Source organism: Streptomyces luteosporeus (assembly GCF_039532865.1).
In the GTDB taxonomy this organism is placed as follows: Bacteria; Actinomycetota; Actinomycetes; order Streptomycetales; family Streptomycetaceae; genus Streptomyces; species Streptomyces luteosporeus.
This window is the reverse complement of the sequence record NZ_BAAASL010000009.1, coordinates 197169-218121: the sequence shown is the minus strand read 5'-3', so window position 1 is coordinate 218121 and position 20953 is coordinate 197169. Positions and strand designations below refer to the sequence as shown.

At 74.0% G+C, this 20953-nt stretch carries 20 protein-coding genes; 15 read left to right on the top strand and 5 right to left on the bottom strand.

Features of this window, described 5'->3' with window-relative positions:
- Positions 1–135 precede the first annotated feature (135 nt).
- Positions 136–690 (top strand): GlcG/HbpS family heme-binding protein, encoded by a 555-nt coding sequence (locus tag ABD361_RS14410; protein WP_344435556.1) that lies wholly within the window; start codon positions 136–138, stop codon positions 688–690.
- Positions 691–753: 63 nt separating this feature from the next.
- Here ABD361_RS14410 and ABD361_RS14405 read toward each other — a convergent pair whose 3' ends face one another.
- The 3 genes from ABD361_RS14405 to ABD361_RS14395 all read right to left on the bottom strand — a co-directional run bounded on the left by ABD361_RS14405 (position 754) and on the right by ABD361_RS14395 (position 3849).
- Positions 754–1680 (bottom strand): hypothetical protein, encoded by a 927-nt coding sequence (locus ABD361_RS14405; RefSeq protein WP_344435554.1) that lies wholly within the window; start codon positions 1678–1680, stop codon positions 754–756.
- 73 nt (positions 1681–1753) lie between these two features.
- The gene (locus ABD361_RS14400) at positions 1754–2245 is read right to left on the bottom strand and encodes a potassium channel family protein (RefSeq protein WP_344435552.1); all 492 of its coding nucleotides are present in this window, start codon (positions 2243–2245) and stop codon (positions 1754–1756) included.
- The gene (locus tag ABD361_RS14395) at positions 2242–3849 is read right to left on the bottom strand and encodes an MFS transporter (protein ID WP_344435551.1); all 1608 of its coding nucleotides are present in this window, start codon (positions 3847–3849) and stop codon (positions 2242–2244) included. Before ABD361_RS14395 ends, ABD361_RS14400 begins: the two co-directional genes overlap by 4 nt.
- Before the next feature lie 249 nt (positions 3850–4098).
- Here ABD361_RS14395 and ABD361_RS14390 point away from each other — a divergent pair, with 249 nt between their 5' ends.
- From ABD361_RS14390 to ABD361_RS14370, 5 genes are all read left to right on the top strand, one after another.
- Positions 4099–6798: a winged helix-turn-helix domain-containing protein gene (locus ABD361_RS14390; RefSeq protein WP_344435550.1), complete on the top strand. Its 2700-nt coding sequence runs from the start codon at positions 4099–4101 to the stop codon at positions 6796–6798.
- 111 nt (positions 6799–6909) lie between these two features.
- Complete coding sequence (locus ABD361_RS14385; protein WP_344435549.1) at positions 6910–7110, top strand: hypothetical protein; 201 nt, start codon at positions 6910–6912, stop codon at positions 7108–7110.
- A 94-nt stretch (positions 7111–7204) separates the two neighbouring features.
- The gene (locus ABD361_RS14380; RefSeq protein WP_344435548.1) at positions 7205–8566 is read left to right on the top strand and encodes a hypothetical protein; all 1362 of its coding nucleotides are present in this window, start codon (positions 7205–7207) and stop codon (positions 8564–8566) included.
- Positions 8567–8650: 84 nt separating this feature from the next.
- Positions 8651–9067: an SHOCT domain-containing protein gene (locus ABD361_RS14375; RefSeq protein ID WP_344435547.1), complete on the top strand. Its 417-nt coding sequence runs from the start codon at positions 8651–8653 to the stop codon at positions 9065–9067.
- A 50-nt stretch (positions 9068–9117) separates the two neighbouring features.
- Entirely contained in the window at positions 9118–9525 is a 408-nt protein-coding gene (locus ABD361_RS14370) for a DUF7144 family membrane protein (protein ID WP_344435546.1), read from the top strand.
- A gap of 19 nt (positions 9526–9544) precedes the next feature.
- Here ABD361_RS14370 and ABD361_RS14365 read toward each other — a convergent pair whose 3' ends face one another.
- Complete coding sequence (locus tag ABD361_RS14365; protein WP_344435545.1) at positions 9545–10492, bottom strand: GlxA family transcriptional regulator; 948 nt, start codon at positions 10490–10492, stop codon at positions 9545–9547.
- A gap of 101 nt (positions 10493–10593) precedes the next feature.
- On the opposite strand from ABD361_RS14365, the gene ABD361_RS14360 reads away from it, so the two are divergent.
- A complete protein-coding gene (locus ABD361_RS14360; RefSeq protein ID WP_344435544.1) occupies positions 10594–11286 on the top strand; it encodes an HD domain-containing protein in 693 nt (230 codons plus the stop codon).
- A 111-nt stretch (positions 11287–11397) separates the two neighbouring features.
- A complete protein-coding gene (locus ABD361_RS14355; protein ID WP_344435543.1) occupies positions 11398–12537 on the top strand; it encodes an alpha/beta hydrolase in 1140 nt (379 codons plus the stop codon).
- A gap of 58 nt (positions 12538–12595) precedes the next feature.
- On the opposite strand, the gene ABD361_RS14350 is transcribed toward ABD361_RS14355, so the two are convergent.
- On the bottom strand, positions 12596–14464 hold the full coding sequence (locus ABD361_RS14350) for a lectin-like domain-containing protein (protein WP_344435542.1): 1869 nt from the start codon (positions 14462–14464) through the stop codon (positions 12596–12598).
- A gap of 310 nt (positions 14465–14774) precedes the next feature.
- Between ABD361_RS14350 and ABD361_RS14345 the strand changes: the two genes are divergently transcribed.
- The 7 genes from ABD361_RS14345 (at position 14775) to ABD361_RS14315 (ending at position 20946) form a co-directional block, all read left to right on the top strand.
- Positions 14775–15047, top strand: coding sequence for a hypothetical protein (locus tag ABD361_RS14345; RefSeq protein ID WP_344435540.1), 273 nt, complete (start codon positions 14775–14777; stop codon positions 15045–15047).
- A gap of 290 nt (positions 15048–15337) precedes the next feature.
- The gene (locus ABD361_RS14340) at positions 15338–16447 is read left to right on the top strand and encodes a 3-dehydroquinate synthase family protein (RefSeq protein WP_344435539.1); all 1110 of its coding nucleotides are present in this window, start codon (positions 15338–15340) and stop codon (positions 16445–16447) included.
- Positions 16448–16487: 40 nt separating this feature from the next.
- Positions 16488–17690 (top strand): sedoheptulose 7-phosphate cyclase, encoded by a 1203-nt coding sequence (locus ABD361_RS14335; RefSeq protein ID WP_344435538.1) that lies wholly within the window; start codon positions 16488–16490, stop codon positions 17688–17690.
- On the top strand, positions 17683–18399 hold the full coding sequence (locus tag ABD361_RS14330; RefSeq protein ID WP_344435537.1) for a cupin domain-containing protein: 717 nt from the start codon (positions 17683–17685) through the stop codon (positions 18397–18399). Before ABD361_RS14335 ends, ABD361_RS14330 begins: the two co-directional genes overlap by 8 nt.
- The gene (locus tag ABD361_RS14325; protein ID WP_344435536.1) at positions 18396–18800 is read left to right on the top strand and encodes a hypothetical protein; all 405 of its coding nucleotides are present in this window, start codon (positions 18396–18398) and stop codon (positions 18798–18800) included. The genes ABD361_RS14330 and ABD361_RS14325 overlap by 4 nt, the downstream gene beginning before the upstream one ends.
- Entirely contained in the window at positions 18797–19393 is a 597-nt protein-coding gene (locus ABD361_RS14320; RefSeq protein WP_344435535.1) for a VOC family protein, read from the top strand. The genes ABD361_RS14325 and ABD361_RS14320 overlap by 4 nt, the downstream gene beginning before the upstream one ends.
- Positions 19390–20946, top strand: a complete 1557-nt coding sequence (locus ABD361_RS14315; protein ID WP_344435534.1) for an FAD-dependent oxidoreductase — start codon at positions 19390–19392, stop codon at positions 20944–20946. The genes ABD361_RS14320 and ABD361_RS14315 overlap by 4 nt, the downstream gene beginning before the upstream one ends.
- Positions 20947–20953: the final 7 nt, after the last annotated feature.

Genomic DNA, 20953 nt, shown 5'->3' with positions numbered 1-20953 from the left:
GGTTGCGCCCATGGTCACCTGCGGGGCCCATCCTCGCATCAACCGATCGGACGACACGGAGGTCGGCCTTTGCGCTCGCGAGGAGCAGCCGCCGGGTCGAGGCCCGGGCCCCGGTGGCGGCCGGAGGATCGAGCCATGAACAGCACCAAGAAGAAGCTCCTCGCCACCACGGCCGCCCTCGTCGCCGCCGGAACCGCCGCGACCGTCGGCGCGGTCGCCGCCAGCGCCGCCGCCCCCGAGGCCGGTACGAAGACCACGGTGAAGGCCGATGCGGCCGACGGGAACCTCGTGCAGTCCGCCCACCTGTCCGTCGCCGCCGCCACCAAGGCCGCGCAGGCGGGCCTGGAGGCCGCCGCCAAGGAGGGCCAGAAGGTCTCCGTCGCCGTCGTCGACCGCAATGGCAACACGATCGTCACGCTGCGCGGTGACGGGGCCGGACCGCAGTCGTACGCCTCGGCCGAGAAGAAGGCGTTCACCGCCGTCTCCTGGAACGCCCCGACCTCCGTCCTGGTCGGCCGCCTCTCGCAGACCCCGAACCTGAAGGACATTCCCGGCACCCTGTTCCTGCCCGGTGGCGTCCCCGTCCAGGCGAAGGGCGCCCCGGTGGCGGGCATCGGCGTGGCGGGCGCCCCCAGCGGCGACCTCGACGAGAAGTTCGCCCGGGCCGGCGCCGCCGCGCTCGGTCGGTAGGGCTGCACGGCGCGGCCCGCCGGCGGGAGTCCGCCGGCGGGCCGCGCCGCCTTGCGCAGCGGGTCATCCCCGCACCCGGCGGCGTACGCACCACAGCCCTGCCACGAGCAGGGACAGCGCGACGAGGACGATCGCGGCGGTGCCCCAGAAGCCGCCGGCCAGTCGTTCGCCCGCCAGGGCGACCGCGGCGGCGGCTGCGACGGGCACCAGTGTCAGGGCCAGGAAGCGCAGGATGACCGCGACGCCCGCGATCCGGGGCACGTGGGGGAAGGACCGCCGGTGCCGGAGCGCGTCTCCGGCGGCGCCCGGGGTGTAGTACTGCAGGGCCTTCGCCCCGAGGCGCAGGGTGTTCTGCCGGTAGATCACTGCGAGCGCCGGCACCCAGATCAGTGGCAGCACCATGCCCAGGAGGAACAGCGCCGCGATGACGGCGGTCGACACGATCCGCCGCGTCCTGCTGTGCTTCTCGCCGCCGCCGGTGATACCGAGGATCGCCGCCATCCGTACGACGAGGGACCAGCGGGTCCGCCGGGGGATCCGGCCCCTGCCTCCCGGCGGATGCCGCGGCACCTGGGCGAGCGCCTTCCCGGCCGCCTCGGTCGAGGGGTGGACGTCCTGCAGGACCAGCAGGTCGGCAGCCCGCTGCTCGCTGCGCGGGTCGTGGCCGGCGAGGTCGGCCAGCTCCAGCACCATCCGGGCCTGGGACAGCAGGGCGGCCACGAAGGCGAGGGGCACCAGGACGACGAACGGGCCGCCCAGCGCAGCGCCGTCGGCGATCGTCATCCGGGTGCCGTGGGCAACGGCGTCCCCGGCGAGCTCGTCGTGACCGGCGTGCGGCTTGCGCCGCCGGCGGCGGTCCGTGGCCGCACGGGCCCGCGGGCCGAACCTGCGGACCGCGAAGAGGGCCAGCTGTTCGGGCATGTGCTGCGGGTCGGCCCAGATCATCGGCAGCAGGGCCTGGGCCTCCACCGTCACCGACTCGTCCGCCACGCACCCCACCGTCGGCGCCGGCGCCCGGGCACCGCCTCACCCGCCACGGGTGAGCGCGGCCGCCTGTGCGCCCTCAGGTGCGCCCGGCGGGCCCCCGGGCGAGTGCCGACTGCACGGCGCCGACGACGACGTGGGCGGCGACGCCCAGGAGCAGGATGTCACCGGTCATCTGCACCATGGTCACGATCCGTGCGTCTTCGGTGTGCGGGGTGATGTCGCCGAACCCGACGGTGCTGAAGACGGTGAGGGCGAAGTAGAGCGCGTCGGTGCGCGTGAGGGGTTCGGTGAAGCTGCCCGCCCGGGCCTGTTCCATGAGGTAGTAGGTGGCCGCGAAGAGCAGCAGGAACAGCGGAACGGTGGCGGCCAGGGCCTCGACGGCCCGCAGCCGGGGCCGCGGGGAGCGCAGGATGCTGCGGATCTGCCAGGTGAACAGGGCCGTCACGCCGGTCAGGCCCAGCACCAGGCCCACGGCGGCGCCTCCTTCGAACCGCTGGTTCAAGGGCAGCAGGTAGTAGGCGAGGAGCAGGCCCGTCACGGTGCCCAGGGGGCGCAGGACCGCGCTCACCGGCCCCTCCCCCCGGTGCCTGCGTCGGTGCCTGCTGCGGGTCGTTCGGCGGGCAGCCGGCGGGTGAACGGGAGGGCCAGCAGGGGGATGACGGCGGCCGCCAGGACGGCGGCCTTGAGGCTGCGGAGCTGTGCGGTGGCGTAGGAGACGACGACTGCGTCCGCCTCGGCCGGCGGCAGGGCGGCGCGCTGTGCGGTGGCGCGCACCTGGTCGGTGCTCACGAAGCTCACGCCCGCCTCCATGGCGACACCGGCCTGGTGCCGCACGGCTTCCGAGATCTTCGGATTGTTCTCGATCTGCGTGGTGAAGGCGTGGACCAGGGCGCCGATCAGCAGGGAGCCGATGAGCGCGGTGCCCACGGACGATCCGAGGTTCTGCGCGGTGTACTGCAGGCCGCCGACCTCGCTGCGCTCCTGCTCCCCCACGGCGGACTGCACGATGTTGCCCAGCTGTGAGGCGAGCAGCCCCATGCCGATGCCGAGGACGGCCATGGCGAGGCCGAAGGAGAGGTTGTCGATCTCGGGCTCGATGGTCGCCAGGAGCCACACGGCCGCCGCGATGAGCACCAGCAGGCCGCAGCGCACCACTGTCCGCGGGGCGGCGATCCGGCCGAGCAGCGGGCCGGTCATGGCGGACAGCAGCATGGTCACGGACACCGGGAGCAGGCGCAGACCGGTCTGGAAGGCGTTCAGGCCCTGCACGACCTGGAGGTAGAGCGGAATGACGAAGAACAGGCCCAGCAGCACCAGGTTCTGGCAGAGCAGCATGGAAAGTCCGGAGCGCAGCGGGGGGTTCTCGAACAGCGCCAGGCGCACCAGGGGTTCACCGCCCCGGGCCTGCCGCCGGCGTTCCCAGGAGCAGAACAGCCACAGCAGGACGGCCCCGGCGGCGACGGCGAACAGCGTCGGGGAGAACCCGAGGACGGTGAAGGGCGGATTGCGGGGTTCGAGCCAGCCCCAGGAGCTCGACTGCAGGACGCCCACGACGACGAGGGCGAGGCCGGCCGCGGAGAGCACGACGCCCAGGTGGTCGAGTGCGGTCCTGGGGCCCGGCGGGACGTCGGGGACCCAGGACAGCACGCAGAGCATGGCGAGGACCACCACGACTTCCCCGGCGAAGACCAGCCGCCAGGTCAGGTACGTCGTCACCCATCCGCCCAGGAGCGGTCCGACGGCGATGCCGGCGCCGGCGAGGCCGCCGATGACGCCGTAGGCGACCGAGCGCTCCCGGCCCCGGTAGGCCCCGGCGACGAGGGCGGCCAGGGCCGGCAGGACCAGGGTGGCGCCCAGGCCCTCGACGACCGACCAGCCCAGGGCCAGTACCCACAGGGCCGGTGCCAGGGCGGTCACGGCGGATCCGGCTCCGTAGACGACCAGGCCGGCGGCGAAGGTGCGGCGGCGCCCGAACGCGTCCCCGAGCTTGCCGCCCGTGATCATGAAGGCGGCCATGACCAGGGTGTACAGGGTGATGACGCCCTGGATCGCCGTGACTTCGGTGTCGAAGTCCTCGACCAGTTTGCTGATCGAGACGTTCATCACCGAGGTGTCCAGGACCATCAGGAACTGTGCCGTCCCGAGCACTGCCAGGGGCCGCCATCTCTTCACGCCTGCGCCTCTCCGCCGTCCGGGCCCGGGCGGCCGCTCGTTCGCACCTTAGGACGGCGCGGGGGCGAGCCCGTGCCTTGGAAGTGCGGGTGTCACCCGGCCGGACCGCAGCGCGGGACCCGGGTGGCAGGGTGCGATCAACGCCCGGCGCGGTGACCATGGAGGCGGAGCGGTCACACCGAGGCGGCCCGGGCCGGGACGACGGCGGATGGGCCCGGCGCCGGGTCGTCTCCCCACGGTGGTGAGGCAATGCCCGCAACGGAACGGCCGGCGCAGGGGCCGGTGCTGTCCTGGTCCGGCGATCCGCTGCTCGCGACGAAGTTTGCGCCGCCTGCGGTGCCGCCGGCGCTCGTGGCGCGGACACGGCTGCTCGACGCTCTGAGCGCGGGTGTGCGGGGGCCGTTGACCCTGGTCGCCGGGCCCGCCGGGGCGGGGAAGAGCGCAGCGTGCGCCGCGTGGGTGCGCGCCGGCGCGGCGCCCGGGCCGGTGGCCTGGCTGACGCTCGATCCCGGTGACGGGGCGCCGGGCGTCTTCTGGAGCTACGTGGTCGAGGCCCTGCGGCGGGCCGTGCCGGGGCGCCTGTCCGATCTGCCGGTGCCCGCCTGCCCCGGCCGTGTCGCCTCGTCGCTGCTCGTACGGCTCGCCGCGGCGCTGGAAGGCCCGGCCGAGCCGGTGGTGCTGGTGCTCGACGGCTTCGAGAAGGTGACGGGCCGCCAGGTGCCGGCCGGGCTGGACTTCCTTCTCGCGCACGCCGGAGCGGGGTTCCACCTCGTCGTGAGCAGCCGGGTGGATCCCCTGCTGCCGCTGCACCGCTACCGGGCCGAGGGCCGGCTCACCGAGATCCGCGGCGGTGCGCTGGCCTTCACCCCGGACGAGACGGCACTGCTGCTGCGCGCCCACGACCTGGTCGTGCGGGACGAGGCCGTGCGGGACGAGGTCGTCCAGGGGCTGACGCGGCGCACGGAGGGGTGGGCCGCCGGGTTGCGGCTGTGCGTCCTGGCCCTGCAGGGCTGCGGTGATCCGGCCGGATTCGTCCGGTCCTTCGCCGCCTCGGAGCGGGCGGTGAGCGACTACCTGCTCACGGAGGTGCTCGACGCCCAGCCCGCGGGCGTCCGGGAGCTGCTGCTGCGCAGCAGCATCCTCGACCGGGTCGATCCCGCCGTGGTGGACGCCCTGACCGGGCGCCCGGGCGCCGAGGCAGTGCTGGAGCGGCTGGGGCGGGACAGCGTCTTCCTGGAGCCCGTGCCGGGCACCGACTGCTACCGCCTCCACCCGTTGTTCGCCGGGGTGCTCCGCAGGCGTCTGCACCTGCGGCATCCCGCGCTCGTGCCGCGCCTGCACGGGCGTGCCGCGCGCCGGCTGGCCTCGGCCGGACGGCCGGCCGAGGCGCTTCAGCACGCGGTGCAGGCCGGGCAGTGGCGGTTCGCCGCCTCGGAGGCCGTACGGGGGCTGCTGGTGACGGACCTCCTCGTCGGACCGGAGACCAGCCGCATCGAACAGACATTCTCCCGTATGCCCGCATCCGTGTCCGGGGCCGAGCCGGCCCTGGTGGCGGCGGCGTGCCGGCTGGTCCGGCACGACGGGCCGGGGTGCCGGGCGCGTCTGCGCCCGGCCGAGGACGCCGCACGGCAGGGGCGGCCGGAGGCCGTGACGCCGGAATTCCGCCTCACCCTCGCACTGTTGCGCCTGCTGAGCCTGCCGTACGGGCCGTGCGAGGGACCGGGGGCGGGCGAGGAGGTGGGCGAAGAGGTGGGCGAGGAAGCGGCCGCCGTGGCCGCCGACCCGACGCTCCGGCCGACGGCCGAGCACATCGGCGCGCACCCCGGTCTGGAGGCCCTGCGCCTGCAGGGGCTGGCGCGCACCCTCCTGGGCTGCGGCCCGCTCGACGCCGCTCGCCGGACGCTCGCCGAGGCCGTCGGCGCCTGCCCGCCCGCAACGGCCGTCCGCCTGCGGCACACGTGCCTCGGCCTGCTCGCGCTGGCCGAGAGCGCCGACGGCGCCCTGACGGCGGCCGAGGACCATGCGCTGGGTGCGCTGGCGGTCGCCGACCGGCACGGCCTGCCGCCGGACCTGCGGTCGGGGGCGGGGCACCTCGCCCTGGCCGCCGTGGCCCTGGACCAGGGCGACGCCGAGGCAGCCCGCCGCCGCGCGGAGGAGGCTGCCCGCTGCCCCGACACCCGGTCGGATCCCCTGCTGAGCACGCGGGAAGCCACCCTGCGCTGCCAGGTGGAGCTGGCGCACGGCCGCTGGGAGGCCGCCGCGCGGGTCCTGGCCGGCCGGGTGTCCGCAGCGGAGCCCTGGCCCGCCCAGCAGCTGGCCCTCGCCCGGGCCGGCGTGGCCCAGGCCCGCGGGGACCACCGGGCGGCCGTGGCCGCCCTGCGCGGCGGCGGCGCGGGAGCGGCTGCCCTGGTCGCCCTGGCCCGTTCCCGCCTCGCCATGGGGAGCACCGGTCGCGCCCTGGCCCTGCTGGGGCGCGCGGAGAACACGCCGCACGCCGGTATGGCGGACCGTGTGGCCGCCCGGCTGCTGCGGGCCCAGGCAGCAGTGGCACAGGGCGAGAAGGCGACGGCGGAGCGCCTGGTGGGCGACGCGCTGGACGCCGCCCGGCCGCAGCGGCTGCGCCGTCCCTTCGCCGAAGCGGGCCCCTGGCTGCCGTACCTGCTGGAGCGGTCCGGCGGGGCCGCAGCGCTCCGGGCCCGCAGCGGCTGGCTCACCGAGCGGGCACCGGGCAACGGCTGCCCCTTCCCCGGCTCCTTGCAACCGCTGAGCGCCCGCGAACGCGACGTGCTGGCCTGCGTGCAACGGATGATGTCGGCCGACGAGATCGCGGCCGAGCTCGGTCTGTCCGTCAACACCGTGAAGACCCACCTGCGCAGCGTCTACCGCAAGCTGTGCGTGTCCCGGCGCCGCGACGCGGTGGAACGCGGCAGGGAACTGCGGCTGTTGTGACGGCCCTGCATACGGGTGGCGTGCCACCTGTTGCGGGTGGTGCGGGGGCGCGTTACCGGCGCGCACGGTGAGGGGGAAGGCGACCGGACCGGCAGTGGGAGCGGCAAGGACATGCGCTACGAATTCCGCGTCAACGGCATCGTCTCCCGGCTCCTGGCGGAGACGTTCCCGGAGCTGGACCTGAGCCCTGCGCCCCGGCAGACGCTGTGCATCGGCAGGGTCATGGACGAGGCGCACCTGTACGGGCTCCTCCTGCGCTTCCAGGACCTCGGCCTGCGGGTGGAGGAGATGCGGCGCCTGCCGGAGGAATAGCGGCGCCCGGCCCTCTCACCCCCGGCGGGTGATCCCTGGCGCAGGGCACGGGAGCACCCTGTGGAGTCACGGCGAACGGCGAAAGGAACGGGCCATGACCGAACCTCCGCTCAGCCCGGCCGAGGTCCAGGAGTACCGGCGCCTGCGGGACCGCGAACAGCTGCGTCACCGGCGATTGCGTTATGCCGTGACGTCCGTGCTGCTCGTCGTGGCCTTCGTGCTCTCCCCGCTCGCGGTGGTGGCGACCTGGGCCCATACCCAGGTCTCGGACACCGACCGCTATGTGCAGACCGTCGCGCCGCTGGCCAGGGACCCCTCCGTGCAGAAGACCGTGACGGACCGGCTCACCGCACGGGTGATGGACAACGTGGACGTGAACGCCATCACGGACGCCCTCAGCAACGCCCTGGCCAGGACGAACGCCCCGCCTCCGGTCGTCGACAAGTCGCACCTGCTCGCCGGTCCGCTGAAGAACGCCATGACCAGCGCGGTCCACGGGGTGGTCGACAAGGTCGTCACGAGCGACCAGTTCGCGCAAGCGTGGAACGGTGCCAACCGCAGGGCCCACGCCGCCGTCGTCAAGACGCTGACCGGCGAGGGCAACAGCGCCGTGCAGGCGAAGGGCGACGCGGTCGTCCTGGACCTGGGCACCGTCGTGGACAAGGTCAAGCAGAAGCTGGTCGACGAGGGCTACCAGAAGGCCTCGGCCATCCCCGATGTCGACAAGTCGGTCACCTTGTTCCAGACCGACAAGCTCGACGACGCGCAGAACGCGATGCAGTTGCTCGACACCCTGGGCACCTGGCTGCCCGTCGTCACGATCGTCCTGGCAGCCGTCGCCGTGTGGAGCGCTCCCGCGCACCGGGTGGCGATGATGAGCGCGGCCATCGGCATCGGCGTGATGATGCTGCTGCTTCTGGCAGGGCTGGCGATCGCACGGCGCGTCTACCTCGACTCCGTCCCGCCCACGGCCCTGCCGCCCGATGCGGCCGCCTCGATCTACGACACGTTCGTACGCTTCCTGCGCAGCAGCACCCGCACGGTCCTGGTGACCGCGGTGATCACGGCGGTGGCCGGGTACCTGTACGGGCCCGGGCGCGGCGCCCGCTTCGTCCGCTCGGTCAGCGCCCGGGGCACGGGCGCCACGGGCCGGGCGATGGCCCGCAGCGGCCTGCGCACCGGCGCGACGGGCCGCTGGCTGCAGGGGCACCGGCCCTGGACCACGGGCATCGTCATCGCCGGGGCCGTCCTGGCCCTGGTGCTGTGGAACTACCCGACCGCGGCCTGCGTGGCCCTGGTCCTGCTCATCACCGTCGCCGTGCTGGCGGTCCTGGCCGTCCTCGCGGCGGCCGCCACGGCCGACGGCACGACGAACGGCCCGGTGAACGGCACGACGAACGGCCCGGGGGACGGCCCGGCGGACGGCACGCGGGGCACGGTCACCCGCAACGAGTGAGGCGCCGGCAGCCGGCCGCCGCGACGCTGGAGGCATACGCACAGACCACGCGCATCGACCGCAGGGGAAAGGTGCGGAGGGACCATGAGCGCATCCGTGTACTTGGCCTACGACTACCCGCTTCTGGGTGCCTTCTGGACGATTCTGTGGATCGTCCTGTGGGTCTGGTGGTTCATCCTGCTGTTCCGGGTGATCGCCGACATCTTCCGTGACGACAGGCTCGGCGGCTGGGCCAAGGCGGGCTGGCTGGTCCTGACCATCCTCCTGCCGTTCCTGGGCGTTCTCCTCTACGTCCTCGCCCGGGGCCGCGGCATGGGCGCACGCGAGCGCAGCCACGCCCGTGCCCAGCAGGAGGCGATCGACCAGTACATCCGTGAGACCGCCGGCACCCCGGGCACCCGGAGCCAGGCGGACGAACTCGCGAAACTCTCGGAGATCCGCGCCCGGGGAGACATCACCGACGAGGAGTTCCGCCGGGCCAAGGAGAAGATCCTGCACTGATTTCCCGCAACCGAGCACAGAAGAACCGAGCCAAGAAAAGGAGACGGGCCATGTCGTCCTCGCTCGATCCCCACACCGAGAGGTCCGCGGCGGCAGCGGCAGGACTGACGGTGTTCGCAGCCGTGATGATGCTGATCGTGGGATTCCTGGACATCTTCCGGGGCATCTCGGCGATCGTCCACGACGCGGTGTACGTCAGCACACCGAGCTACGTCTACAAATTCAGCGTGGCGGGCTGGGGCTGGGTGCACCTCTTCCTCGGCATCGCGGCGGTCATGGTGGGCGTCGGCCTCTTCAAGGTCTCCACCTGGGCCAGAGTGCTGGGCATAGCCGTCGCGGCACTCGTCCTGCTCGCCAACTTCCTCTCCCTGCCCTACTACCCGCTGTGGTCGCTCGTCGTCATCGCCCTGTCCGCCTTCGTGATCTGGGGCCTGTGCGTCGTGCGCCACAAAGCCTGATCGACGGGACGTCCTCGCCCTACCGGAAAGCCGCGCGGTAGGCCTGCGGGGACGTGCCCGTGTGGCGGGTGAAGTGGTGGCGCAGCGTGGTCGGGGAGCCGAAGCCGGTGCGGTCCGCGATGTGCGCCACGGACAGCGTGGTGGTTTCCAGCAGTTGCCGGGCCCGGTGGATGCGGGCGCGCAGGAGCCACTGCAGCGGGGTGGTCCCGGTCTGGGACCGGAAGTGGCGGTTGAGAGTGCGGACGCTGGCGTTCGCGCGGGCCGCGATGTCGGCGAGGGTGAGGGGGCGGTGGAGGTTGTCCTCCATCCAGCGCAGGACCGGCTGGAGGGCGGAGGGGTCGGCGGGCGGCAGGGGGTGTTCGATGTACTGGGCCTGCCCGCCGTCGCGCTGCAACGGCATGACGGTACGCCGGGCGGTGGCCGCCGCGAGGTCCGCGCCGAGGTCGCGGCGCACCAGGTGCAGGCACAGGTCGAGGCCGGCGGCCACCCCGGCCGAGGTGATCAGAGCGCCGTGGTCGACGAAGAGGACGGCGGGGTCGACGTCGATGCGCGGGTGGCGGCGGGCGAGTTCGCCGGCGTACTTCCAGTGGGTGGTGGCGCGGTGGCCGTCCAGGAGTCCGGTGGCGGCCAGGGTGAAGGCGCCGACGCACACCGACGCCATGCGGGCCCCGCGCTCCGCCGCACGCCGCAGCGCCTCGACGGCCGCGCCCGGGGGCGGGTCCAGGAAGCCGGCGTGGGCGGGGACGACAACGGTGTCGGCCTCCTCCAGGGCATCGAGGCCGTACGGGGTGTGCAGGCGGAAGGCACCGTGCCCGGGCGAGGTCCCCGCGCTCCGGTCCGGGGCGCAGACGCGGATGTCGTAGTGCACCCGGCCCGCTGCCTGGTTGGCGGTGCCGAAGACCTGGCCGGGGACGGACAGCTCGAAGGGGACGACGCCGTCGAGCGCGAGAACGGCCACCACAGTCATGGCCAGAACTTAGCGCAGATCGGCATTCGTGCCACTGGGCGGGGGCCCGGCAAGGCCGCAGGATCGGGGAGAACGCCCCGATCACGTAAGGAGGCCTCCGCATGGCCCCCGTCCACGACGACTTCGACCTGCCGCGCACGGACCTCGCCGGCCACGCCCTGCGCTACGCCCAGGAGGTCGAGCCGGCGGTCGTCTTCCGGCACAGCGTGCGCAGTTACCTCTTCGCCCGGGCGGTGGCCGACCACCGTGGCTGGACGGCCGGGACGGACTTCGACGACGAGCTGGTCTTCCTGGGCTGTGTCCTGCACGACCTGGGCCTGTCCGAGCAGGGCAACGGCCGTCAGCGGTTCGAGGTGGACGGCGCCGACCTGGCCGTCCGCTTCCTGCGCGAGCACGGTGCGTCCGAGGAGCGGGCGGCCGTGGTGTGGGACGCCGTGGCCCTGCACACCTCGGAGGGCATCGCCACCCGCAAGGGCCCGGAGGTCGAACTGGCCCATCTGGGGATCGGCACCGACGTGCTGGGCCACGGCCGGGAGCTGCTGCCCGAGGGGTTCGCGGAGCGGGTGCACGCCGCCTTCCCGCGCGAGGACCTGGCCTACGCGCTGACCGACCTGATCGTCGGGCAGGCCCTGGCCGACCCCGCCAAGGCCGGCCCGCTGGGCTTCGCCGGGCAGCTGCTGCGCCGTCACCTGCCGCAGGGGGCGCTGCCGGACTGGTACGACCTGATCGCGCGGGCCGGCTGGGGCGACCGGCCCGACGCCGGCCGGCCGGCGTCGCACAGGCCACAAGCATGAGGTGGAACGTTTGGCCGCGAACGGCTGTCTAGCCTGGTGCACACCGAATGGCAGTGCTCTGGACGGATGCGTCCAGGCCGGAACGGCAAGCACAGAGGGAACAGCTCATCCATGGGCCTGACGAGTAGCACGCTTTTGCTGTGCACGGTGGTGTGCACAGTACTGATGTTCGCGTTCACCGTGTGGCTGTGGCCACGGCTGGGCGGCCGCACCTGGAGACATGTGCTGGGGCGCGTGGCAGTGCTCGTCCTCGGCCAGGCCCTGCTGTTCTCCTCGGTCGCCCTCGCGGCCAACCGCAACTTCCTGATCTACGACTCGTGGGCGGACCTCGCCGGCACCAAGCCCCCGGTGAAGGCGGCGCCGGCGGGCGGCACGGCCGTGCAGGTCCTCGGGCGGCAGGCGCCCGAGGTGCCCGGCGGCAGCAAGCCGCGGGTGGGCGGTGTGGTCGAGAAGGTCGTCGTCCACGGGGAGCGCTCGCGCAGCGCCGCCCAGGCGTACGTCTACCTGCCGCCGGAGTACTTCCAGAAGGGCAACGAGCAGCGCAGGTTCCCCGCCGCCGTCGTCCTGACGGGCTATCCGGGCGCGGCGGAGAACCTGGTCAAGGGCCTGCGCTACCCCAAGACGGCGTGGACGCAGGCCAAGCAGAAGCGGATGCAGCCGATGATCCTGGTGATGATGCGGCCGACGATCTCGGCGGCCAACACCCAGTGCATCGACGTGCCCGGCGGCCCGCAGAGCGAGACCTTCTTCGGCACGGACGTCGTCAAGGCGGTCGCGAGCACGTACCGCACCGGCGCCTCGCCGCACGGCTGGGCCATCGTCGGGGACTCGACCGGCGGCTACTGCGCCCTGAAGATGGCGCTGCAGCACCCGGAGACGTACGCCGCCGGGGTGGGCCTTTCGGCGGACTACAAGCCGGAGATCGACGCGGACTCCGGCGACCTGTTCCACGGGAACAAGAAAGAGGAGAAACGATCCGATCTGCTGTGGTCCCTGGACCACCTGCCGCAGGGGAAGACCTCGTTCCTGGTGACGACCTCGCGCCAGGGCGAGTCGAACTACCGGCCGACCCAGCAGTTCATCAAGAAGGTCAAGCACCCGGCCCGTGTCTCGTCGATCACCCTCGACCGCGGGGGTCACAACTTCAACACCTGGCGCCGGGAGATCCCGCCGGCCCTGAGGTGGCTCAGCGGCCGGCTCTCCGTCGACGGTCACCAGCCGCCCGCGCCGACGGCGCCGGTACGGCGGTAGCGACGCGGCCGTACGTGCCCGCCGCCGGGGAGGCGGCGGGCACCTAGGGGTCTCAGGGTCAGGTCGCGTACGCCCGGACGTTGGTGATCACGCCGTCGGTCCTGTTCTTGTTGAACACCCACACTGTCACGGTCAGTTCCGTATGGGGCTCGATGCAGTGCCCCGTCCGCGGTGACTGGATGGCGATGGTGCCGTCGGCGCCGTCCTTGGTGACCGTGTACCAGTGGTCGGGGTTGCCTCCCTGGTTGAAGATGCTCCCCGGCGAGGTGACGTCGAAGCGGAGCGTCCACTCACAGATCCGCTGCGCGGTCGCCTTGAGCTTGAAGTTGTACGTCCACACGAAGCCCTCCCACCCCGCGGGCCAGCTCTGCTGGGAGGGGCCGCTCTGCGTGTAGGTGACGTCGGTCTGCGGGGGACCGACCGTGGTGGTGACCGAGCCCTTCTTGTGGGGCGAGGTGTTGGTGACCTTGCCGGTGTCGCTCTCGGAGGTCGCGGTGATGTCGCCGGTGTGGCTGCGGTTGATGGTTCCGGTCAGCAGCACGACCGCCTGGCCGCCCTTGGGGAAGGCGGAGAACGGCTGCGTGAAGGTGTTGCCCGACACCGTGCCCTGCTCGGCGACCACGCCGCCGGAAACCCGGGTGGCGTCCAGGTGGACGTCGCCGAGCTGCTGGATCGTCCCCGTGATCTTCGCCGTGGGCACGGCGGCCGGGCCGTTGTTCACCAGCGTCATGCGGTACGTGACCGGTTTGCCCGCGTCGGCGCTCGCCGGGCCCGTCATCGTCAGCGGCACGTCGGCCTGGGCCGGCGGCGCGGTCACCGTGGTCGTCACGGAGTCGGAGTAGTGCGTCGAGGTGTTGGCGACGGTCTCCGAGGTGACCGTGCCGTCGCAGGTGATGCCGCCGGCGACGCCCTCCTTGACCGTGCCGTTCAGCGGCATGGTGACCGCACCGCCGACGGGAAGGGTGAGCAGCTGGGTGTACGTGCCGTCCTGGATGCTCCCCTGCCCGGCGCTCGCCCCGCCGGTGAACACGAACGTCCCGAAGGCCGCGCCGGTCACCTCGCTGGGGATCTTGCCGTGGACGCGCGCGTCGGGCACGGCGTTGGGGCCGTTGTTGCGAACCTTGATGGTGTAGCCGATGGGCGAGCCGGCCTGCAGCGTCTGCGGGCCCTCCATGTGCAGCGGGACGTCCGCCGGGAGGGTGACCTCCAGGTTGCGCACCTCGTAGTTGTTGGTGACCGCGCCGGTGGCGGCCGACAGCCCGAGTTTCAGCGTGGCCGGTAGCGGCACCTGTCCCGTGGCGGCGCCGAGGTCGTAGTTCTCGATCAGCGCCCGCCAGTTGTTGCCCTCGCGCACCGCGACCGTCACCTTCTTGGAGATGATCGACAGCAGCACGCGGGTCGGGGACTGCCGCGAGAGGCTGAGGGTGGGCAGAGCGGCTCCGGCGAGGTACCGGTAGCCGTCGTAGCCGTTGCCCGAACCGCGGATGACGGCGTTGTTCGGCCGCTGCCCCGGCCCGGTGTCGCCGGCCTGGGTCGGATTGGAGAACGACCCGTACTGGTCGATGCCGATGCCCACGTACCCCTTGGTGACGCCGGGCTTCTTGTCCGCCTGGCCCTTGTGGTAGCTGGCGTATCCCAGCGCACCGCCGGGGCCGCCCGCGCCGGTCTCCGTGCTGCCGTCGATCAGGAAGAACGACATGCCGTCGGCGACCTCACCGCTGCCGCCGTAGGCGGCGAGGTCGAACTGCACGGAGATCCCGTTGTCGCTGGGGAAGGCGCGGTCGTACAGCGCCGTCCCCGCCTGGAAGGTCCGGTTCTGCGTGAGGCTGAGCCAGCCCTGCCCCGTCATCCGTGCCGAGCCCAGCAGCTTCCAGTTCGCGGGCGTTGCGGTGCCGTCGAACGACTGCCTGTACGGGAATACCGACATTCCGGGACCTCCGCTCGATGCGCGCGTCGCGCTGTGGCGCGACCGTCGGCGTGACGGTACGTCGGCCTTGCGGCCGCACACAGCGCCGTGAACCCGCCAATGACCCGTAACCGGTTATCCGGCAAAGACCGGTGGCACGGGCGGTACGAAGGACGCTCCCCTGCGCCGTGCACGGACCGCACAGCTCCGGCCCATGGCCGGAACGCCCCGGCCAACCGTTTCGGCGCGGGGCGCTTTTCCCACCCCCTGTCCGGAAACGCGCCCCGGCGCGCGTCCCGGCCGTTCCCGGCAGCCGCCCTACGGTGGACGCATGAAGGGAATCGTCATCGTCTACGAGTTCGACCGGCCGGTGACCGCGGCGGACGCGGACGCGGCCGGCGAGGACGCCGCCGCTCCCCACCTGGTGCACGCGGCGCCCACCGCCCCGGGATCCTCCTCCGCGGGGCCGCGGACGTTCTGCGGCAGGGACACGTTCGACATGAAGAGCACGCCGTGGCAGCCCTCGGCCGACTCCTGGTACCCCCCGCAGTACGCCGACCGGGTGTGCGCCGCCTGCGACACGGCCATGGAGGACGAGTTCTAGCAGCGCCCCGTCAGGGGCGCGGGGCGGTGTCGATCTGCGGCTGCCGCCGCGTGGGCGCGATCGGCCACCGACGGCCCGCAGCCGACGCACGGCCTTCGTCTGCGGGCGCGTCGTGGCTTGTCGCGCAGTTCCCCGCGCCCCTACGGGGCACCGGGACAAGGACGGGGCCGGAGGCTCATGTGCCCGGGGCGCGGGGCGGCCGACGGTAGGAGGGCAATGCCCCTTGGGCGACGACCTCCCCGGGCCACGGCCCGTCTGCGAGCCCCGTGATGACCTCCCCGCTTCCGTCCGTGACCCTCGACCGGAGCATCGGCTCCGGCCTCGCGTCCTTCCCGTTGCAGGTGCGGGCCGGGCCCGCCTCGTGGGACGATCTGTCCGGCGTCCTCGCGCGCCTGGGGGCCGAACGCTTCCTGCTGCTGACCGACCCCGGCGTCCCCGTGGCCCACGTCGAGCGCGTCGGCCGCCTCCTGCAAACCGCCGCTCCCACCCGCCTCGTGACGACGGCGGGCCCCTCGGCCGTCCCGTCCGGCTCGGTGGTCGTCGCCCTGGGCGGCACCGGCGTTCTCGACGCCGCCGCCGCGCCGGCGGCCCGCTCCGGCCGGCGGCCCGTGCTGCTGCCCACCACGCTGCCCGCCATGGCGGACACCGCGCTGTCGCTGTCCGGCCCGGCCGGGCCGCGGCCGGTTCCCGCACTGGTCCGCGCGCAGCTGGAGTTCCTCGGCACGCTGGCGCCCGGCGCCGTCCGGCCGGGGCTGTACGCCGTGGTGCGCAACGTCCTGTCCGTGTGCCCCGCCTCCTACGACCAGGTGTGCGCCCGCCTGCGCCCCGACGGCCGGTACGACCGGCGGGCCCTGGCCTGCTTCCTCGCCCTGTGCGCCGACGCCCGTACCGCCCTGACCTGCTACGACCCGCTCGAAGAGGGGCCGGCGGGGGTGCTGCGGTACGGGCACGCGGTGGCCGGCGCCCTGCGCCTGCTCGGGGTGGGCGCGCTGCGGTACGGCGACGCCGTCGCGCTCGGCATGCTGGTGGCCGCCCGGTGCGCCCGGGAGCTGGGGCTGCTGGGCGCGGGGGACGAGCGCGCCCACCGCGAGCTGCTCGCCCGCTGGGGCGCCCCCGCCGTCCTGCCCTCGCCCGTGACCGCGGACGACGTCCTGCGGGCCCTGTGGCAGCAGCCGGGCACGGACACGGTCGGCATGGTCCTGCTGGAGGGCCTGGGCCGGCCGCACGTCCGCGCGGGCCGCACGGTCACGGAGGTCGGCCGGGACGTGCTGCGCTCGGGCCTGGCGGCGACTGCCCCGGCCGCGGCCGCGGTGCCCGCACCGGCGGCCGGGCCGCCGGCCAGGACACAGCCGGGACCGCCGGCTCATGTGCCCGGGACGCCGGGACGGCCAGCGTGGTGAGGGACATCCCCGCCCGCTCCCTCCCCCGAAGGAGACCACCGTGACCTCCGCCCCGACCTCCCCCGCCCGCCACGGCCTGTTCACCTCCGGCGAGCCCGTCCGGTCCTGGACCGTGAGCACCGCCAAGCCCGTCCGCTACGAGGTGGGCTTCGCGCCGGGCGTGCTGGACCCCGCCAATCCCGCGCTCGCCCGGGCCGGGGCGCCGGCCGGCGGCCCGGCGCCCGCCCGCCGGCTGCTCGTCGTCGAGAGCACGGTCGACGCGCTGTACGGCGAGCGCATCCGCGCCTACTGCGCGGCCCGCGGCCTGGACCACGCCGTCCACGTGCTGCCCGCCCACGAGCGGCTGAAGACCATGGACGCGGTCTTCTCCGTGGTGGAGGCGATGGACCGCTTCGGCGTCTCCCGCCGCAGCGAGCCCGTCGCCGCCGTCGGCGGGGGCGTGCTGATGGACGTGGTCGGCCTGGCCTGCAGCCTGTACCGGCGCAGCACCCCCTACGTCCGGGTGCCCACCACGCTGATCGGGCTGGTCGACGCGGGCGTGGGCGCCAAGACGGGGGTGAACTTCGGGTCGTACAAGAACCGGCTCGGCAGCTACCACCCCGCCGCGCAGACCCTGCTGGACCCCGCCTTCCTGCGCACCCTCGACCGGCGGCACGTCAGCAACGGCGCCGCCGAGATCCTGAAGATGGCCCTGATCAAGGACGGGGCCCTGTTCCGCCTGCTGGAGCGGTACGGCGCCGTGCTGATAGCCGGGCGCTTCCAGGGCGGCGCGGCCCGTGAGGTCCTGTCCCGGGCCGTCCACGGCATGCTGCAGGAGCTGCAGGGCAACCTGTGGGAGCACGACCTGGAGCGGATCGTCGACTACGGCCACTCCTTCAGCCCCACCCTGGAGATGCGGGCCCTGCCGGAGCTGCTGCACGGCGAGGCCGTCTGCCTGGACATGGCCCTGACCACGGTCATCGCCGAACGGCGCGGCCTGGTGCGGCCGCTCGAGCGGCGCCGGGTCCTCGCGACGATGCGCGAGCTGGGGCTGCCCGTGTGGCACCGGCTGTGCACGCCGGAGGTGCTGGGCGAGGCGCTGGCCGACACGGTCCGCCACCGCGACGGCAGCCAGCGCCTGCCGCTGCCGCTCGGGATCGGCCGGGCCGTGTTCGTCGACGACGTCACCCCGGACGAGACGGCCGCGGCCGCCCGCGTCCTGAGACACCATCACGAGCACGCCGGGGAGGCCCGCGATGCGTGAGGCAGTCGTCGTCGCCGCCACCGGCGACCCGGCCGACGTGTACGGCGTGCACGCCGCGGAGGGCCACTCCCGCTGGACGTGCCTGGCCCGGCGCACCGGGCTGCACGGCGGCTGGGAGGCCGTCGAGTGGGCGTGGCTGCCCCCGGGCGGCGTCAGCGGCGAGCACCGGCACACGCGCACCGAGGAGCTGTACTTCGTCCTGACCGGCGCGGGCGAGCTCACCCTCGACGGCCGGTCCCGGCCCGTCGCGCCCGGCACGGCCGTCCTGACGGCGACCGGCAGCCGGCACGGTCTGCGCAACGCCGGCCGCACGCCGCTGTCCTGGCTCGTCGTCGAGGTCCCCGCGCCCCGCCCTTCCGAGGAGACCACCATGCACGACACCGGCAACCCCCGCAGCACCGTCGTCCCCGACCTGCCCCGCAACGGCCCGCTGGACGCCTCCGGCGTGCTCACCGGCCCGCTGCGCACCGTGCGCGTCACGCGGCTGCCGCCGGGCGCCACCGGCGACTTCGACTGCACGGGCACGGAGCACACCGTGTACGTCACCGGCGGCACCGGCACGGCACGGGCCGGCGGGGCGAGCGTGCCCCTGGCCGCCGGGGTCGCCCTGACCCTGCCGCTGGGCACCGGGGCCCGCCTGCGGGCCGGCGCCCGCGGACTGGAGTACTTCCACGCCGTCCTGGCCGTCCCCACCGAGGAGCAGCAATGATTGCCAGCGCGAGCCGGCGGACGACGGTCCTCCTCGCCGGCGGACGGGCGGGCGTCCGCATCCGCTGCCTGGCCCGGCGCGGCATGCTGCACAGCGAGTGCGAGGCCGTCGACCGGGTGGGCCTGGCGCCCCACGCGCGCTACGACCTCGCCGGCCGCGCCGGCACCGAGGCGGCCTGGTACGTGCTGCGCGGCCCGGTCACCGCCGAAGGGCTCCCGCACCGCCCGCCGCTGACCGACGGTGACCTGCTCCTGGCGCCCCGGGGCGAGGACGTCGCCCTGCGGGCCGGGCCGGAGGGCGCCGAGCTGCTGTGCCTGACCCTGACCCCGCCGGCCGTCACCCGCCACCTGCCGCCGCGCAGCCCCGACCTGACCAACGAAGCCCCGAAGGAGCCGACATGACCTCCACCGCCACCACCCCCCGCACCCGCCGCCCCGGTGTTCCCGGCGTGCGCGGTGTCCACCACGTCGCCTTCACGGTGCCCGACCTCGACGAGGCGGTCGCGTTCTTCACCGGCGTCCTGGGCGCCGAGACGGCGTACCGCACCGGGCCGATCGGCGACCCCGGCGGCGACTGGATGCGCCGGCAGCTCGGCGTCCACCCGCGCTGCACCGTGCACATCGCGATGCTGCGCCTGGGCCCCACCCTCAACATCGAGCTGTTCGCGTACAGCGGCCCCGGCAGGCGCCGGCGGATGCCCGGCAACAGCGACGTCGGCGGACACCATCTGGCCCTGTGGACCGACGACTTCGACGCCTCCGTCCGCCATCTGACCGCGGCCCCGGGCGTACGGATGCTCGGCGAGCCGCAGCGCGTGGACGACGGTCCCATCCGCGGCACCCGGTGGGTCTACCTCACCACTCCCTGGGGCCTGCACCTCGAACTCGTCCACGCCCCGGACGACCTGCCCTACCGGCGGCGGACCGGCGTACGGCTCTTCGAGCCGCCGGCCCCGGACGAGCCGTACGCCCCGGACGACGGGAGAGGGCCGTGACCGGCATCTGGGGGCCCGGCACCCCGCCCGTGGTCCGGGACGACGCCGCGGCCTACGAGGCCGACGTCGTGGTCGTCGGCTCCGGTGCCGGAGGGGCGACCACGGCCTGGGCCCTGGCCCGGAGCGGTGCCCGCGTCCTGGTGGTCGAGCGCGGCGGGTTCCTGCCCCGCGAGGCGGCCAACTGGTCGCCGCAGGCGGTCTTCGGCGACGGCCGCTACCGCAACGCCGAGCCCTGGCACACGACCCGCGGCCGGGCCTTCACCTCCGCCGCGCACTACTACGTCGGCGGCACGACCAAGGTCTACGGGGCGAGCCTGCCGCGCATGCGCGAGAGCGACTTCGCGGCGGTCGAGCACCTGGAGGGCACCTCCCCGGCCTGGCCCTTCGGCTACGCCGAGCTGGAGCCGTTCTACGCCGAGGCCGAGCGCCTGTACCGGGTGCACGGCGAGGGTGGCCACGACCCGACCGGGCCGGCCCGCTCCGGCCCCTACCCGCACCCGCCGGTCCCCCACGCCCCGGTGATCGCCGAGCTGGAGCGCCGCCTGCGCGACCAGGGACTGCACCCCTACCCGCTCGAACTGGGCATCGACCTGGCCGACGGCGGCACGTGCGTGCGCTGCGGCACCTGCGACGGCTTCCCCTGTCGCGTCGGCGCCAAGAGCGACGCGGAGACCCGCGCCCTGCGCCCTGCGCTGCGCTCCCCCACCGTACGGCTGCTCACGCACACGTACGTCTCGCGGCTGCGCACCGACCCCACCGGGCGCACGGTCACCGCCGTCGAGGCCCGTCGCAACGGCCACCCGGTCCTCCTCACGGCCGGCACGGTCGTCGTCTCCTGCGGCGCCGTCAATTCCGCGGCGCTCCTGCTGCGTTCGGCGAGCGGTGCCCACCCGGCCGGCCTGGCCAACGGCAGCGGCCTGGTGGGCCGCAACCTGATGCTGCACCACAACAGCATGCTGATGGCCGTCGATCCGCGCAGCCGCAACCCCGTCGTCTTCCAGAAGACCCTCGCCGTCAACGACTTCTACCGCGCCGGGGACCGCACGCCCCATCCGCTGGGCAACCTCCAGCTGATGGGCAAGGTCCACCCGGCCGCGATGGCCACTGCCCATCCGCACGTGCCCCGCCGGGTCCTCGCCGAAGTGGCCGACCGCAGCGTCGACTGGTGGCTGATCTCCGAGGACCTGCCGCGCCCGGACAACCGCGTGCTGCTCGGCCCCGGCGGGGGCATCGTCCTCGATGTGCGTCCGGCGGGCGCCCGCGCCCACCGGCAGCTGGTGCGGGCGGGGGTGCGGATGATGCGGCACGCCGGCTACCCGCTGGTGCTCGGCCACCGCATGGGCGTCGAGCACACCGGCCACCAGTGCGGCACGACGGTGGCCGGGGACGATCCGGCCGCTTCGGTGCTGGACCCCTTCTGCCGCAGCCACGAGGTGCGCAACCTGTTCGTCGTGGACGGCGGGTTCTTCCCCTCGTCGGCCGCGGTCAACCCCACCCTGACCATCGTCGCGCAGGCCCTGCGCACGGCCCGCCTGGCCGTGCTGCGGGCGTGAGCGCGGC